Genomic DNA, 14,454 nt, shown 5'->3' with positions numbered 1-14,454 from the left:
GCGGCCCTCCCAGGCGGTCAGCGGGTCAATCAGGAGAAGTAGGTGCCGCCGTTGACGTCGACGTTGGCACCGGTGATGAAACCGGCTGCATCCGAGGCCAGGTACACCGCGGTATCGGCGGCTTCCTGCGGTCGGCCCTGGCGGCGCAGCGGGGTGTTGCCGGCCACCGCGGTGCGCACTTCCGGCTTGGTGAATTCGTCATGGAAGCGGGTGGCGATCATGCCGCAGCACAGCGCATTGACGCGGATGCCGCGCGGGCCCAGTTCCTTGGCCATGGCGCGGGTGAAGGTCATCACTGCGGCCTTGGCGGTGGCGTAGATCGCCGCGCCCGGGCCACCGCCATCGCGGCCGGCCTGCGAGGCGAAGTTCACGATCGCGCCGCCTTCGGGCATGTGCGGCACCACCGCATGCGTGGTCAGGTAGACCGAGCTCATGTTGAGGTCCATCACCTTGTGGAAGAACGCCTCATCGATCTCGGCCAGCGGACGGCGCTGGACCATGCCCCCGGCGACGTTCACCAGCACATCGATCTGCGGACCGAACGCGGCCTGGGTCGCAGCGACCATCGCCGCCACGGCCTTGGCATCGGTGACATCGGCGCGATACACGATCGCGGTGCCGCCGGCGGCTTCGACCTGCTTGAGGGTCTCCTGCGCGCTGGCTTCGTCGTTGGCGTAGTTGATGCAGACCTTGGCACCGGCCGCGGCCAGCTTGAGCGAGATCTCGCGGCCGATGTCACGGCCGCCACCGGTGACGATCGCCACCTTGTCCTTGAATTGGGTCATGAAACACTCCTGTGATGCGTTGGGGGAAAGGGAAGAAGAGGGCTCAGCGGCGCTCGACCGGGCCGTGGAGTTTTTCCACGCGACCGGTGACCAGCCACAGCGCCAGCAGGGAGGCCGGCACCAGGGCGGCCACCAGGATGAAAATGGGTGCGTAGGAGTCGTGGGTCATCGCCGGCACCAGCCAAGTGGTGATCAGCGTGCCGGCCACCGCGGCCATGCCGCCCAGGCCGGCGACCGAGCCGACCGATTTGCCGCTGAAGATGTCGCCGGGCAGGGTCTGGATGTTGCCGATGGCGATCTGGAAGCCGAACAGTACGAAGGCGATGGTCACCACGGCCCAGACCGGATCGGTGGCCAGCACCGCGCCCAGCAATGCCGGGGCCATGATCGCGCCGCCCAGGGTGATCACCACCTTGCGGGCCTTGTCCACGCTCCAGCCGGCGCCGATCAGGCGCCCGGACAACCAGCCGCCGCCGAGGCTGCCGATCATCGCGCCGACATACGGCACCCAGGCGAAGATGCCGATCTGCTTGATGTCGAAACCGAAGGTGTCGGCCAGGTAGAGCGGCAGCCAGGACACGAACAGCCACCAGATCGGGTCCAGGAAGAACCGCGAGATCAGGATGCCCCAGGTCTGCCGATGTCCCAGCAGCTGGCGCATGCTGGGCACGTACTCGGGGACGGGCACGGCTGGTTGTTCGGTGGGTGCATCCAGGATCAACGCGCGCTCGGCGGCGCTCACCCACGGGTGCTTGTCCGGGCCGGCGCGGTAGATGATCAGCCACGGCAGCAGCCAGATGAAGCCGATCGCACCGATCAGGATGAAGGTGCCGCGCCAGCCCAGCCACAGGAACAGCACGGCGATCAGCGGTGCCGACACGATCGCCCCGATCGAGGCACCCGCATTGAACACGCCCTGCGCCAGCGCACGCTCACGCGCCGGGAACCACTCGGCATTGGCCTTGACCGCACCCGGCCACGCGCCAGCTTCGCTGATGCCGAGCATGGCGCGCACGATGCTGAAGGACAGGATGGAGTGGGTAACCGAGTGCAGCGCGATCGAGATCGACCACACCGCGATCGACAGCGCGAAGCCCAGGCGCGTACCGATGATGTCGAACAGGCGGCCGAACACGAACTGGCCGGCGGCATAGAACAGCATGAACACCGTGACCAGCAGCGCGTAGTCTTCCTTGGTCGCGCCGACGTCCTTGGAAATCTGCGGCCACATCACGGCCAGGGCGTTGCGGTCGATGTAGTTGATCACCGTGGCAATGGCGATCAGCGCCACGATCAACCAACGGACATAGGTGCGGGCCTGCGTAGTGACCTTCATTTGCCGTCCTTGCCAGTACGGGTGCCGGTATCGAAGCGCTTCCAGCCACCGTCCCAGCGCCAGCTGTGTCCGCCGCCGCTCACTTCATGCGACCCGCCCTTGGCCGGATCATCGGCGATGCCCACGGCGAGCTGCTTGCCGCCGGCCAGGTCGAGCACCAGCACGTCCGCATCCTTGCCGCGGTAGTGGGTGAGGCGGTCGATGCGGCTGTTGGCGCCCCGCACGGTTTCGGCGGTGCCGTCGTACTGGCCGTGCGGTTCGAGCACGCCGTAGAACGTGGTGGTGGCCTGGCCATCCACCCGCTGCAGCAGCAGCGGCTCACGGCGCAGGTTGAACGAGGGGTCATTCGCGCCGCTCTCGCCGATCAGGGCGCGCGAGGGCGCGGTGCTCGCGAAGCGGTAGGTATAGAAGCGGCCGTCCAGCAGCCAGGTCAGGCTGCGTGCGTCGCGGGTCGGCTCGCTGGCCGCATCGATCCACACATGCTGGTAGCCGTTGGCCTTGCCCAGAACCGGACGTGCGGCGACCGCGGACTGCGTCTTGAAGCCCACGTCCATGATGTGGCCATTGAAGTGCAGCGGCAGGTCATAGCGTGCGGCCTTGCTGCCGGTGACACGCAGCAGATCCAGCACCACCGGCTCGCCGAGCGAGGGGTGCGAGAGCAGCGCCTGGGTACGGGTGAAGCTGACCCCGTCGTAGGCGCCTTCCATCCGTGCCGAGGCGATCTGGGTGTCGTCGCTGACCGCGAACAGCAGCGGTGTCGGCGCCAGTGGCTGGCCCTTCTTCCAGTCGCCGCCGAAGTGGCTCTGTTCGTTCACCACCAGGGTGTTGTGCGCGATGGTCTGCCGGGCCCAGCTGCTGTTCTCCGGCAGGTAGATGCCACCGGCCTTGGCCTCGATGTTGAGAAAGCGCGCCGCGCCGTAATCGGTCACCACGCGCTGGCCGTTGTCGTAGAACAACCAGTTGAGCTTGTCGAAGTGGCCGTGACCCATGCCCTGCTTGGTGTTCTTCATCACCAGCGCCTGGCCGTTCTCGCCACCCATGCGCAGGATCGCCAGTGCCCCTTCGGTGCCATCCGGGCCATCGCGCAGCTGGGTCGGTACGAAGGCAAATGGCTTGGCCTTGTTCTCCGCCAGCGCCTGGGCCACCTGCAGGCCTTCGGGCGAGAGCAGCACGCGCTTCTGTGTTTTGGCGACGGACAGCAGGCGTGCATCACCGGTCTGCGCGTAGGCGATATCGATGCCGGCCACCAGTTCCTCGGTGTCCAGGCCCTTGTCGAGAATGGCGTCGTTGATCGGGAAGAAGTAGCTGCCGTAGCTGCTCTGCACCAGCGCATCGACTGCCTTGAGCAGCACGCCGTCGCGACGCTTGAAGATGCCGCGTTGCGGTTCGTTGCGCTCGATGGCGTTGGCGAACAGGATGAACGGGGCCAGCGCATAGCGCTGGTAGTACGGGCCTTCTTCGTAATACCCGTCCGGCGAGAACAGCTGATCCACCTGTTTCAGGAAGCCAGCGCTGCCATCGCCTTTGCTGCCCTGCAACGCCTTGTCGACGTAGTTGGTGTCGCGCAGCACATAGCCGGTCATGCCGACGGCAGCGACCGCCCAGGTGGCGTGGTTGTGGATCTTGTCGAAATTTTCCGGTGTGCCGGACAGAAAGTCGGCCATCGCGCGGAACACGTTGTCGTCGATCGTCTTGCGATCCGCGTCACTGAGCGTGTCGCGGATCGCGTCGTAGCCCTGCGCCGCGCTGACCAGCCAGACCGAATCGTTGAGGGTCTGCCAGAACAGCCGGCCGGGAATCTGGCCGCGGCCCTGCGGGTGCGCGCCCAGCCCCGGGTAGAGCTTGGCGTAGCCCAGCAGCAGGTCGCGGGCGAAGGTGGCATAGGCCTTGTCACCGGTCAGCCGATACAGCGCGCCGGCGGCCTGGATGGCCTGGTAATTCCGCTTGTGCTGTTCGTGCGTGTAACCGCCGCCCTTGTCCTTGGGCACCGGCACGTCGATGCCGGCCTTCATCATCGCGCGCACGCGCTGTTCGGCACGCTGTTGTTCCTTGGCGAACAGCGGCGAGCGCGCACCTTCGGCACGCATCTGCGTCCACTGCGCGGCGGTGACCAGCACCGGTGCGGTGGCGGCCTCGGCGGGCGCCTGCCGGGCGGCGGGTGCGGCCTGCGCAGCGGGCAACGCGGCCCCGCCAAGGGTGGCGGCGAGCAGCAGCATCAGGGGCGGGGCGTGATTCATGGCAGGGCCTCAACAGGGGTATCGGACAGCAACGGCGCGGTGGCCGTCAGCGGGTTGTCGCCCATGCGCAGGGTCGGTTCCCCGACGCGATGGCTGAAACGGATGCGGCCGCTGCGGTCGAAGCGGTTGCCGCGGATGCTGGCGAACTGCACGCCATGCAGGCGCAGGCTGGTGTCATCGACTACCCCTGCCTGCTCGAACTGGTTGCCGTGCACCTGCAGCGCCGGACCGAAGGTGCTTTCGTCGGTGCCGCCGCGATACAGGTTCACCACCGGCCCGCCGATGCGGCGGAACCTGGAGTCCAGCAGATCCACCTGCTCGGCGTTGTAGGTACCCAGATCGTCGGTCTCGGCGGCCGCAGCGATCACGCTGCCGGTGATGTCCTCCACCGTGACGTTGGCCAGTGCGATCCGCGCGGCCAGGCTGCCTTTGCCGGTGGCGATCACGTCGAAGGCCTTGTTGGCGGTCAGCCCGTGTACGCGGCTGTCCTCGATGCGCAGCGTGTAGTTGAAGGCCTGGCTGCCCGGCGGCACGCGGATCACCGCGTTGCCGGCGGCATCCGGGGCGAGCGCGCCGTCGATGTCCAGCCGCGCCAGGCGCAGCGAACCGCGCGCGCCGATCTCGAACAGGCTCGGCCGCAAGAACTGCACGCTGGCCTGGCCGCGTGCGGGGCCGACCACGCTGAGCGGATGGTCCACCGCCAGCACCTGGCTCACGGTGTAGCGGCCGCGCTGCAGCTGCAGGCGGTCGCCGGGGGCGCTGGCGGCCACGGCGGCGGTGAGGGTGTCCTCGCCCGGTGCGACCTTACGCACGGCGCCGCTGTCCAAGGCGGTGGTCGGCTGGGTCTTGGGGTACCAGTCCACGCCGACCTGGTCGCGGGCAATCGGGTTCAGATCGCGCGGGGCACCGGCATCGATGGCGGCGGTGGGGTAGAGCAGGCCGTTGGCCGCGCGCTGTAGGGTCAGGGTCTGGCCGCTGACACCGCCAGGGAAGCCGGAAGACGCGGCAGGGCTCTGCACATTGCCCGCGAACGTGATGCCGGAGAGATCGCCCTGCGTGCGCAGCAGCTCGCGGTGTCCATCGCCGATGAACAAGTTGCCGGCGATGCGGCTGTTCACCGGCATCGCATTGCGCTCTTCATCCAGCCCCGCGCCCAGCAACAGGGTACCGACCTGGATGAAGCTGTTGCGTTCGATCACCGCGTGATCGATCTGCTCGTAGCGGTTCAACGGTGCGTTGTGGGTGCCGGCCATCACGCTCAAGGCTGCGGCGAAATTGTCGCCGGCAATGCCTTCGAAATAGTTGTCGCGCACCGTCTGGTTGCGGTTGATCACGCGCACGCCGCCGGTATGCGCCTTGCCATGGCCGAGGAACACATTGCGCTCCACCCGATTGCCGTGGCCGTGGCGCAGCACCAAGGAGCCGCGCGAGTCCTGGAAGACGTTGCCGCGGTAGATGTTGCCGCCGGACTTGTTGGAGACGATCTCCACCTCGCCATCGCACTGCTCGAACCAGTTGTTCTCCACCACGGTGCGCGAATCGGACTGCGAATCGTGGCTGGTGCCGATGCGCATCGTCTCGCCGCCGTTGGAACCGAGGTTGGGGCGCGGGCCGAACCAGTTGTGATCAATGCGGTGCTGGTTGTCCAGGCCGCTGGTGGCGTTGCGCACCACCACCAGGGTAGTACCCGCATTGGTCTTGCCGACCAGCTGGTTGTGGTCGAAGCGGTTGTGCTGGCCGTACAGCGCCACCCAGTGATCGGACTGCTGGCGGTCCGGTTTGTTGTAGCGGTCGATCACGATCCCGGTCACCCGGCTGTGGTTGGCCCACTCACTGGCTGACCGCCGGAATGAAACCACTTCGCCCCCCGGTGCCCAACCATCGCGGAAGACCAGGTTGGACACCTCCAGGTGCTCACCGGCCAGACGCAGCTGGGACTGGCCGCTGAGAATCACCTTGCCGGGGGTCTGCGCCGTCAACTTAATTGGTTGACCAATTTTGCCGGTGGCCCGGAAAAGCAGGTCCACGTCGCGCCAGACGCCGTCCGCCAGGATCACCGTATCGCCGGGGGCGAGGGCGCGTACGGCGGTGGCATAGGCAGCAGCGTCGCGCACCAGATAATCGGCCGCTACGGCAGGGAATGCCGCCAGGGACAGGCTCAACAGCAGGGCTTTGGTCATGGGACGCCGCGCCAACGGCGCATGCGAGTCTTGCAAAGTCACGGGCTTACCCTCCCAGATGAACCGTGGCGACTGACGCGAGCCACGATCCTAACAGGTTGCCCGGCGCGCACGTCAACCACAATCGCATACCACTTTAGGTGCATGTGGTATGTGGTTTGCGCATTTTTCTGCTGCGTCCGCACATTAATTCCATGCAAAGTGGTCTGGACGGTGGTGCGGGGTAGACTTTAGTACCAATTAATTGACATTGGTTCATCAGTCGTGAATCTTCCGGATCGAATCCGTGTAATCGGACGATCCATCCTGGGAGGGAGATCACGATGTTGCATGACCGCCGTACGGCCTCACCACGAGGCCTCCGCCGCACCGCGCTGCACAGCGCGCTGTTCTATGCCCTGTGCGCCACCGCGGCACTGCCGTTGGCCCACGCACAGGATGCCGACGCACCGGCCTCGCCGCCGGGGCAAGCCACCACGCTGGATCAGGTCCAGGTGACCGGCATCCGCGGCACCATCCAGACCTCGATCGACAAGAAGCGCGAGGAGACTGTGGTCTCCGATGTGCTGGCCGCTGACGACATCGGTGATCTGCCGGCGCTGTCGATCGGTGAAGCGATCGAAACCATCACCGGTGCTTCCACCCATCGCGAGAAGGGCGGTGCGTCGGAGATCTCGATCCGTGGCCTGGGCCCGTTCCTCGGCTCGTCCACGTTCAATGGCCGCGAGGCCACCAATGGCAGTGGCGACCGCTCGGTGAACTTCAACCAGTTCCCGTCCGAGCTGATCAACACCGTGGCGATCTACAAGACCCAGCGCGCCGACTTCGTCGAAGGTGGCGTGGCCGGCACGATCAACATGGAGACGGTCAAACCACTGGAGTACGGCAAACGCACGTTCCAGCTCGATGGCCGGGGCACCTGGCAGGACTACGATGACCGTCTGAAGGACAAGGACGGCGTCGGCTGGCGCGGTACCGCCAGCTACATCGACCAGTTCGACATGGGCAATGCCGGCAAGCTCGGTGTCTCCATCGGTGTGCAGGCGCTGGAAGGCAGCAACCCGGAAGAGATGTTCTCCAGCAGCTCCACCTGGGTGGCCTGCGATGGCCGTGAAGTGGTCGGCGCGACGCGCAACTGCACCCAGGTCAACGGCAACCAGGTCGCCAACGGCGTGCCGTATTACCTGGTGCCCAGCAGCCGCATCTACCGTCAGTTCATCGAGCACGACAAGCGCGATTCGCAGTTCGCCGCGCTGCAGTGGCGGCCCAGCGATACGGTGGAAGTGAACCTGGATTACCAGCACTCCAAGCGCGATTACACCGAAGACCGCTCGGATCTGTCGCTGTCCTCGATGATGCGCAACCTCAACAACCGCGTGGTCACCGACGATGGCGCGCTGCTGCACCACACCGGCAGCACCACGGTCGATTCCACCGGCAATTTCCTGGAGCGGCAGGAGGAATACACCGGCGGCGGGCTCAACGTGATCTTCCGGCCGAGCCCGGCGTGGACGTTGTCCACCGATCTGTCCTACTCCAACACCGAGCGCGATCAGATCGAACGCAGCACCCGCCTGCGTGCCGGTCGCACCGACGTCAACGGCAGGCCGGTCGGCGGCATCAAGAACACCCGCTACGTCGATTACACCTACGACTACAGCGGTGACGTGCCGAGCATCTATCTTGATCCGGCGTTCGATGTGAACAACCCGGACAACTTCACCGATTCGGCGCTGGTACGTCGTCGCCAGCAGCATCGCGAGCACACCATCCGTGCCGGCCGCTTCGATGCCACCTTCACCCCCGAAAGCGGCTTCTTCACCGCGATCAAGGGTGGCCTGCGCCGCTCCGAGGCGACCTACACCGATTACACCGACACCGTGGATGTGACCACCACCAATGTCGCTGCGATCCGCGCTGCCAACCTGGCCTGCCGCCAGGCCTTTCCGCAGGACGATTTCCTGGCCAATGCCAGTGGCAACACCATCGACCAGTGGGCCAGCTTCGACAGCCGCTGCCTGTTCAAGGCCTTCACCGGCGCCGACGACACCGGCCTGAGCGCGGACCTGCGCAACCCGGCCAACAACGATGTCACCGAGAAAACCAGCGCGCTGTACCTGATGGGCGATTACAGCGCCGAATGGTTCGGCCTGCCGGTGACCGGCAACATCGGCGTGCGTGGCGTGCGGACCGAAGTGCGCTCGGTCGGCCTGCGCAGTGGCCTGGATGTGATCAACAATCCCGACGGCACCGTGACCCTGGAGCCGACCGGCGATTTCACCTCGCAGGTACTCAAATCCAGCAACACCGAATGGCTGCCCAGCTTCAACGCCGCCTTCGAACTGCGCCCGGACCTGCTGCTGCGCGTCGGCGCGTATCGGGCGATGTCGCGTCCGGATCTGGCCGCTGAAGGCTACGGCCGCACCTTCAACCTGGGGGAGGTGGATACCGAGTTCAACAGCGTGGGCGATGCGCTGCGCAGCATCACCGCCACCGGCAACCCGCGCGCCAAGCCGTTGATGTCATGGAATGGCGATCTCTCGCTGGAGTGGTACGCCAACGAAGACACCATGCTGTCCGGTGCGCTGTACTACAAGCAGTTCAACGGCGGCTCGATGCCGGTGATCGTCAACGAGACCTTCGATATCGATGGTCAGAGCGTGACCGTGCCGGTGGAGCAGCTGGCCACCAGCGACCAGAAGAGCGATCTGTTCGGCGTGGAGTTCACCGCCTCGCACAGCTTCTCCTACCTGCCGGGCATTTTCTCCGGGCTGGGCGTGAAGGCCAGCTACAACTACGCCGATTCCAACTTCAAGACCGAAGACCTGCGCCTGGGCGAGTCCACCGACCCGGCCACCGGCGTGGTGACCCCGGGCATCGTCGAGCCGGCCAACATCTTCGGTTTGTCCAAGCATGTGGCCTCCGCGCAGGTGTACTGGGGCCTGGGCAAGCTCGATCTGCAGGCGATCTACAAGTACCGCTCCGACTATTACCAGCAGTTTGTCGGCGACCCGTCGCAGAACCGCTATGTGCGGGACAATGGCTCGCTGGACTTCCGCGCCACCTACAAAGTGAACAAGCACTTGTCGTTGTCGCTGTCGGCCAGCAACCTCACCGATGAGCCGCGGGTGTCGGATATGCCCATCCTCGGCAGCTTCCGCGAGTACACCACGTACGGGCGGCGGTATTATCTGGGGGTGCGCTACCGCTTCTGAGGTCAGTGGCGCGGTTTTTCCGACCGCGCCGCTCTCTGAAGGCGCGGTCGCGTGTCGGTCCCCAGCCACCTGTCAGCCAGGCCTTTGATGATGTCCGAACCCCGTCTGTACCAGTCCATTGCTGCCGAAATCGTCGCGCTGATCGAGAAGGGCGAATTCCCGCCGGGCTCGCGCCTGCCGGGCGAGCGTGACCTGGCCGAACGCCTGGGCGTGAGCCGGGTGACGGTGCGCGAGGCGGAAATCGCGCTGGAAGCGCAGGGCCTGATCACTATCAAGACCGGCTCCGGCGTGTACGTGAAGGCCAAGCCGTCGCAGGCGCCGGGCGCACTGCCCGACGTCTCGGCGTTCGACCTGACCGCGGCACGTGCGGTGATCGAGGCCGAGGCGGCCGCGATGGCGGCCAGCCGCATCACCGATGCCGAACTGGAGGACCTGGCCGGCCTGATCGCGGCCATGGTCGACCCGAATTCGGGCGAGGCGGCGGCCAGCGAGGCGGATCGGCAGTTCCACCTGTCGATCGCGCGGATCGCCGGCAACCCGGTGGTGGAGCACTGCGTGCAGCTGATCTGGCGGATGCGCAACGAGCTGCCGCGGGTCAAGCAGGTCTACGCCAACGTCTGCCACAACGACGATGACACCCGCGACGAGGAACACACCCGGATTCTGGATGCGTTGCGCCAGCGCGACCCGGCAGCGGCGCGGTCGGCCATGCGCAACCACTTCCAGCGGCTGTTCGAATCGATGCTGGAAGCCACCGAGAACGAAGCGCTGGCTGAAATCCGTCGGCGCACCCAGCAGGACCGCGAACGCTTCATGGCCGCGACCGGGCACTGAGCCCGGCGCGCACCGGCGGGCTTACTCGCCCTGGTACTGCTTTTCTTCGACCAGCTGCGAACCGGCGATGCGGTTGATCTCGTTCTTCACTTTGACCCGCTCGCCATTGGTGCCATAGACACCACGCGCCAGCTGGATGAAGGCATCGTCGAACACCTGCGCCGCTTCCTTGTCGCGCAGCTGATCCTGGATCTCCCACATGCGCTCGTTGATCGCCTTGAGCTGCGTCTTCAACGCCTCCAGCCCCGGCTGAGCGCTTACCTGCTGCTGCCACAGCGGCCACAGGCCCTCGAGTTCCTTGCGGACGTTGGCGTTCTTGCCGGCATCGGCGATGCGTTCGGCCTTGATTTCCAGGATGGTGATCTTGTCGATCAGCTCGCCAATCGATACCGGGGTCAGGATCGCGTCCACGCCATTACTCGCAACAGGTCAGAGCGGCCATGATACCGCGCACCCCCGGGCATCACCTGACGCAGGATTTACAGAAACGTTGCGCCGATCACGCGGGTACGCCATGGCGGCGTTACGCCCCGCCTGACGACACTGTCGCTCTCGACGGCGCGGCCGTCATCTGGAGTGGGTCACGTGGTGGATCAACAGTGGAAACAGCGCCTGTGCTGTGGCGCGGTGCTGGCGGGGCTGGTCATGAGCGGGGCGGCATCGGCCGCGGTGGAAGGCAATGCGACACTGACCTCGGATTACGTCTGGCGCGGCAGCTCCCAGAGCGACGGCGATCCGGCCGCGCAGGCCGGCGTGAAGCTCGGTACGGCCAACGGCTGGTATGCCTCGGCGTGGGGCTCGGGCGTCTCGTTCCGCCCGGACAACAGCGCGCGCAGCGAATTCGATCTCATCGCCGGCTGGAGCGGGGCGGTGACGCCGGACTGGAGCGTGGACGTCAACCTGACCCGCTACCTCTATCCCTCGACCACCGTCGATCTGGACTGGACCGAGCTCAATGGCACGGTGACCTGGCGGCAACGCGCCTGGCTGCAGGTTGGCGTCTCCGACAACGCGCTGGCCGGCGGCCACGGCGGCACCTATGCGCAGCTCGGCGCGCGTCTGCCGCTGGGCGAGCAGTGGCGTGTCGAGGGCGCGGTGGGCCATTACTGGCTGGACAGCGCGCAGGCCGATGATTACCTGCACGGCCAGCTCAGCGTGGTGTGGCGTGTGCACGGGCCGTGGGAGCTGCGGGTGACCGGGCACGACACCGACGGCGCCGCGAAGCAGCTGTTCCCGGGCAATGCGGGATCGCGCATCGAGTTCGCGCTGCAGACCGCCTTCTGAGGCGCGTTCGGGTAGATCCACGCCATGCGTGGATCTACCGTTCCCTTGCCCACGTCCCGCAGTGGCGTGGATTCAAAGCTTCCGCTTTGCCTGCGACACCGCCCAGATGCCCATCGCCACCAGCGCAACGCTTGCACCGGTGACACACACGCCGGTCCAGCCGAAGCGATCAAAGACCTGTGCCGAGACCAGTGAGCCCAGTGAACCACCGATGAAGTAGCCGGTCATGTAGCCGGCATTGAGCCGGTTGCGTGCTTCCGGGCGCAGTGCATACACCACGTTCTGGTTGCTTACGTGCAACAGCTGCGCAGCCAGATCGAGCACGATCACGCCCAGCACCAGTGCGATCAGCGAGTGCGTGGAGAAGCCCAGCGGCAGCCACGACGCGGCCAGCAGCACCAGCGCCACGGTCGTCGCCAACGCAGCCCTGCCACGGTCGGCCATGCGCCCGGCCACACCGGCGGCCAGCGTGCCGGCCGCACCCACCAGCCCGAACAGCCCGATCGTCGCATCGCTGTAGCCATAGGGTTCGGCCGCGAGCAGGAACGCCAACGGCGTCCAGAAGATCGCGAACATCGCAAAGCTCAACGCGCCCAGTACGGTGCGCAGGCGGAACACCGGTTCCTGCGCGAACAGCGTGCCGATCGAGCGCAGCAGCTGCAGATAGCCCAGTCCGGCGGTCTGATGGAAGCGCGGCAGATGCCGATACAACATGCCCGTGGTCAGCACCAGCGCGGCCGCGGCGATCCAGTACACGGTGCGCCAATCGCCCAGCGAGGACAGCGCCCCGGCTACGGTGCGCGCCAGCAGGATGCCGAGCAGCAGGCCGCTCATCACCGTGCCGACCACCTGGCCACGCTCTTCCGGCCGGGCCAGCGTCGCCGCGAACGGCACCAGCACCTGCGCCACCACCGAGAACAGCCCGGTCAGCGCGGTGCCCACCAGCAGCCAGACGAACTGATGGCTGAGCGCGCTCAGCACCAGCCCCGCCGCCGACAGCAGCGACATCACCACGATCAGCCGGCGCCGTTCAAACAGATCGCCCAGCGGCACCAGCAGGATCAGGCCCGCCGCATAGCTCAGCTGGGCCACGGTCACCACCGTCCCGGCACGCGCGAAGGACACCCCGAACTGCCCGGCGATGGTGTGCAGCAGCGGCTGCGCGTAATAGTTGCTGGCCACGGCCACGCCGGTGGCGAAGGCCATCAGCAGGACCTGCCAGCGGCTGAGCGGGGAGGGCGCGTCGTGGGTCATGACGGGCTCCAGGAAAGAAGGGGCGCCAGTGTCCGCCCGATCGGCGGATGAGGGAAATGAAACGTCTTCATCCAACGCATCTGGAATCCAGATGGCCAGCCATTTCGGGCAGCCGAGTTCGCAGCACTGCAGCACGTGGCCCCGACACCGGAGCCACGCACCAAGGCCTCACTCAGGCGCCGCGCACGCGCAGGGTCAGGCCCTTGAGGAAGTTGCGCAGCATCTGGTCACCGCAGGCGCGGTAGTTCTTGTGGTCCGGCTGACGGAACAGTGCGGACAGTTCCGGCTTGGAGACCGAGAAACCCGCGGCGTCGAACACTTCGTGCATGTCCACGTCCTTCAGCTGGAAGGCGACGCGCAGCTTCTTGAGCACCAGGTTGTTGGTGATGCGCTTTTCCACCGGGCGCGCCGGCTGGCTCTCGTCGCGGCCACGGAAATGCACGATCAGGCCATCCAGGAAATGCGCCAGGGTGCGGTCGTCGCAGGGCACGAAGCCTTCTTCGTCTTCCTTGCGCAGCCAGCCGGCCACATCGGCCTTGTCGACCACGAAGGCCGGATCGGCCAGGGCACAGGTGTCGGCGATCATGCCGTCGCTGAGGTCGAGCATGTAGCGGATGCTGCGCAGTACATCGTTGTTGATCATGGGACGTCCAATACCGCCGGCGCGGCTGCGCGGCTGGCCGCCATTTTACCCCGTGCCGGGCGCGCCGCCGGCTGCGACCGGTGGTCGCTGTCATCTGGCTGCCATGAAAGTGAAGCACAGTGCCGCGATCAGGCATCGACAGGCAGTGGAGCAGGCAATGCGCAGGTGGCAGATACTTGGGTGTGTGGGCATGTTGCTGGTGGGCCCAGCGTGGGCGCAGGCTCCCTATGTGGCGTTGGAGCAGCGCTTGGATCCGCAGGCGCTGGCCGAGGTCGGGCTGACCCCGGCCCAGCTTCAGGCCCTGAACCGCCTGCTGCGCCAGGCCGAGGCCGATGCCCCCGCCCCGGTGGCCGTCGCGGCGGCACCTGCCGCAGGCCCGGGTGTGCCGACGCCGGCACCCATGTTCCCCGGGCTGGACGACGGCCCCATCACCGCCAAGGTCACCGGCCAGGTGGACGGCTGGGCCCCCGGCACCGTGTTCACCTTGGACAATGGCCAGCAGTGGCAGGTGCTCAAGGGCGACATGAAGCTCAAGACCGCCCGCAGCAACCCCGAGATTGTCGTGGTGCCGGGCATTGCCGGCCGCTGGTTCCTGCAGGTGGATGAAGACCTGCCCAAAGCACGGGTGTTCCGCATCCGCTGACGCGACGCCCCGTAGCGGCAGGCAGCAGAGCAGCGCACGGCGC

General features: G+C 66.4%; 11 protein-coding genes. 4 read left to right on the top strand and 7 right to left on the bottom strand.

Annotated features, from left to right (window positions below; translation table 11 throughout):
- Positions 1–29: 29 nt before the first annotated feature.
- From ABE463_RS17335 to ABE463_RS17320, 4 genes are read right to left on the bottom strand one after another with little or no spacing between them, the layout of a single operon-like run.
- On the bottom strand, positions 30–785 hold the full coding sequence (locus ABE463_RS17335) for a glucose 1-dehydrogenase (RefSeq protein ID WP_346469002.1): 756 nt from the start codon (positions 783–785) through the stop codon (positions 30–32).
- A gap of 43 nt (positions 786–828) precedes the next feature.
- Entirely contained in the window at positions 829–2,121 is a 1,293-nt protein-coding gene (locus ABE463_RS17330; protein WP_346469001.1) for an MFS transporter, read from the bottom strand.
- A complete protein-coding gene (locus tag ABE463_RS17325) occupies positions 2,118–4,358 on the bottom strand; it encodes an oligoalginate lyase (RefSeq protein ID WP_346469000.1) in 2,241 nt (746 codons plus the stop codon). The genes ABE463_RS17330 and ABE463_RS17325 overlap by 4 nt, the downstream gene beginning before the upstream one ends.
- Complete coding sequence (locus ABE463_RS17320; protein WP_346468999.1) at positions 4,355–6,538, bottom strand: polysaccharide lyase 6 family protein; 2,184 nt, start codon at positions 6,536–6,538, stop codon at positions 4,355–4,357. Before ABE463_RS17320 ends, ABE463_RS17325 begins: the two co-directional genes overlap by 4 nt.
- A 323-nt stretch (positions 6,539–6,861) precedes the next feature.
- Between ABE463_RS17320 and ABE463_RS17315 the strand changes: the two genes are divergently transcribed.
- Together ABE463_RS17315 and ABE463_RS17310 are read left to right on the top strand one after the other, a co-directional pair.
- Positions 6,862–9,753: a TonB-dependent receptor gene (locus ABE463_RS17315; protein ID WP_346468998.1), complete on the top strand. Its 2,892-nt coding sequence runs from the start codon at positions 6,862–6,864 to the stop codon at positions 9,751–9,753.
- Between the two features lie 90 nt (positions 9,754–9,843).
- Complete coding sequence (locus ABE463_RS17310) at positions 9,844–10,587, top strand: FadR/GntR family transcriptional regulator (RefSeq protein ID WP_088432357.1); 744 nt, start codon at positions 9,844–9,846, stop codon at positions 10,585–10,587.
- A gap of 21 nt (positions 10,588–10,608) precedes the next feature.
- On the opposite strand, the gene ABE463_RS17305 is transcribed toward ABE463_RS17310, so the two are convergent.
- Positions 10,609–10,998 carry a DUF6165 family protein gene (locus tag ABE463_RS17305; protein WP_259260470.1) on the bottom strand — a complete coding sequence of 130 codons (390 nt, stop codon included), beginning with the start codon at positions 10,996–10,998 and terminating at the stop codon, positions 10,609–10,611.
- A 174-nt stretch (positions 10,999–11,172) separates the two neighbouring features.
- Between ABE463_RS17305 and ABE463_RS17300 the strand changes: the two genes are divergently transcribed.
- Entirely contained in the window at positions 11,173–11,871 is a 699-nt protein-coding gene (locus tag ABE463_RS17300; RefSeq protein WP_346468997.1) for a TorF family putative porin, read from the top strand.
- 72 nt (positions 11,872–11,943) lie between these two features.
- Here ABE463_RS17300 and ABE463_RS17295 read toward each other — a convergent pair whose 3' ends face one another.
- Both ABE463_RS17295 and ABE463_RS17290 read right to left on the bottom strand, forming a co-directional pair.
- Entirely contained in the window at positions 11,944–13,125 is a 1,182-nt protein-coding gene (locus tag ABE463_RS17295; protein ID WP_346468996.1) for an MFS transporter, read from the bottom strand.
- Positions 13,126–13,297: 172 nt separating this feature from the next.
- On the bottom strand, positions 13,298–13,768 hold the full coding sequence (locus ABE463_RS17290; RefSeq protein WP_046274114.1) for a DUF1456 family protein: 471 nt from the start codon (positions 13,766–13,768) through the stop codon (positions 13,298–13,300).
- 190 nt (positions 13,769–13,958) lie between these two features.
- Between ABE463_RS17290 and ABE463_RS17285 the strand changes: the two genes are divergently transcribed.
- The gene (locus ABE463_RS17285; protein ID WP_346468995.1) at positions 13,959–14,411 is read left to right on the top strand and encodes a hypothetical protein; all 453 of its coding nucleotides are present in this window, start codon (positions 13,959–13,961) and stop codon (positions 14,409–14,411) included.
- Positions 14,412–14,454 lie beyond the last annotated feature (43 nt).

Source organism: Stenotrophomonas sp. TWI819, from assembly GCF_039673075.1.
Lineage (GTDB): Bacteria > Pseudomonadota > Gammaproteobacteria > Xanthomonadales > Xanthomonadaceae > Stenotrophomonas > Stenotrophomonas rhizophila_B.
This window is presented reverse-complemented; position numbering and strand designations above follow the sequence as displayed.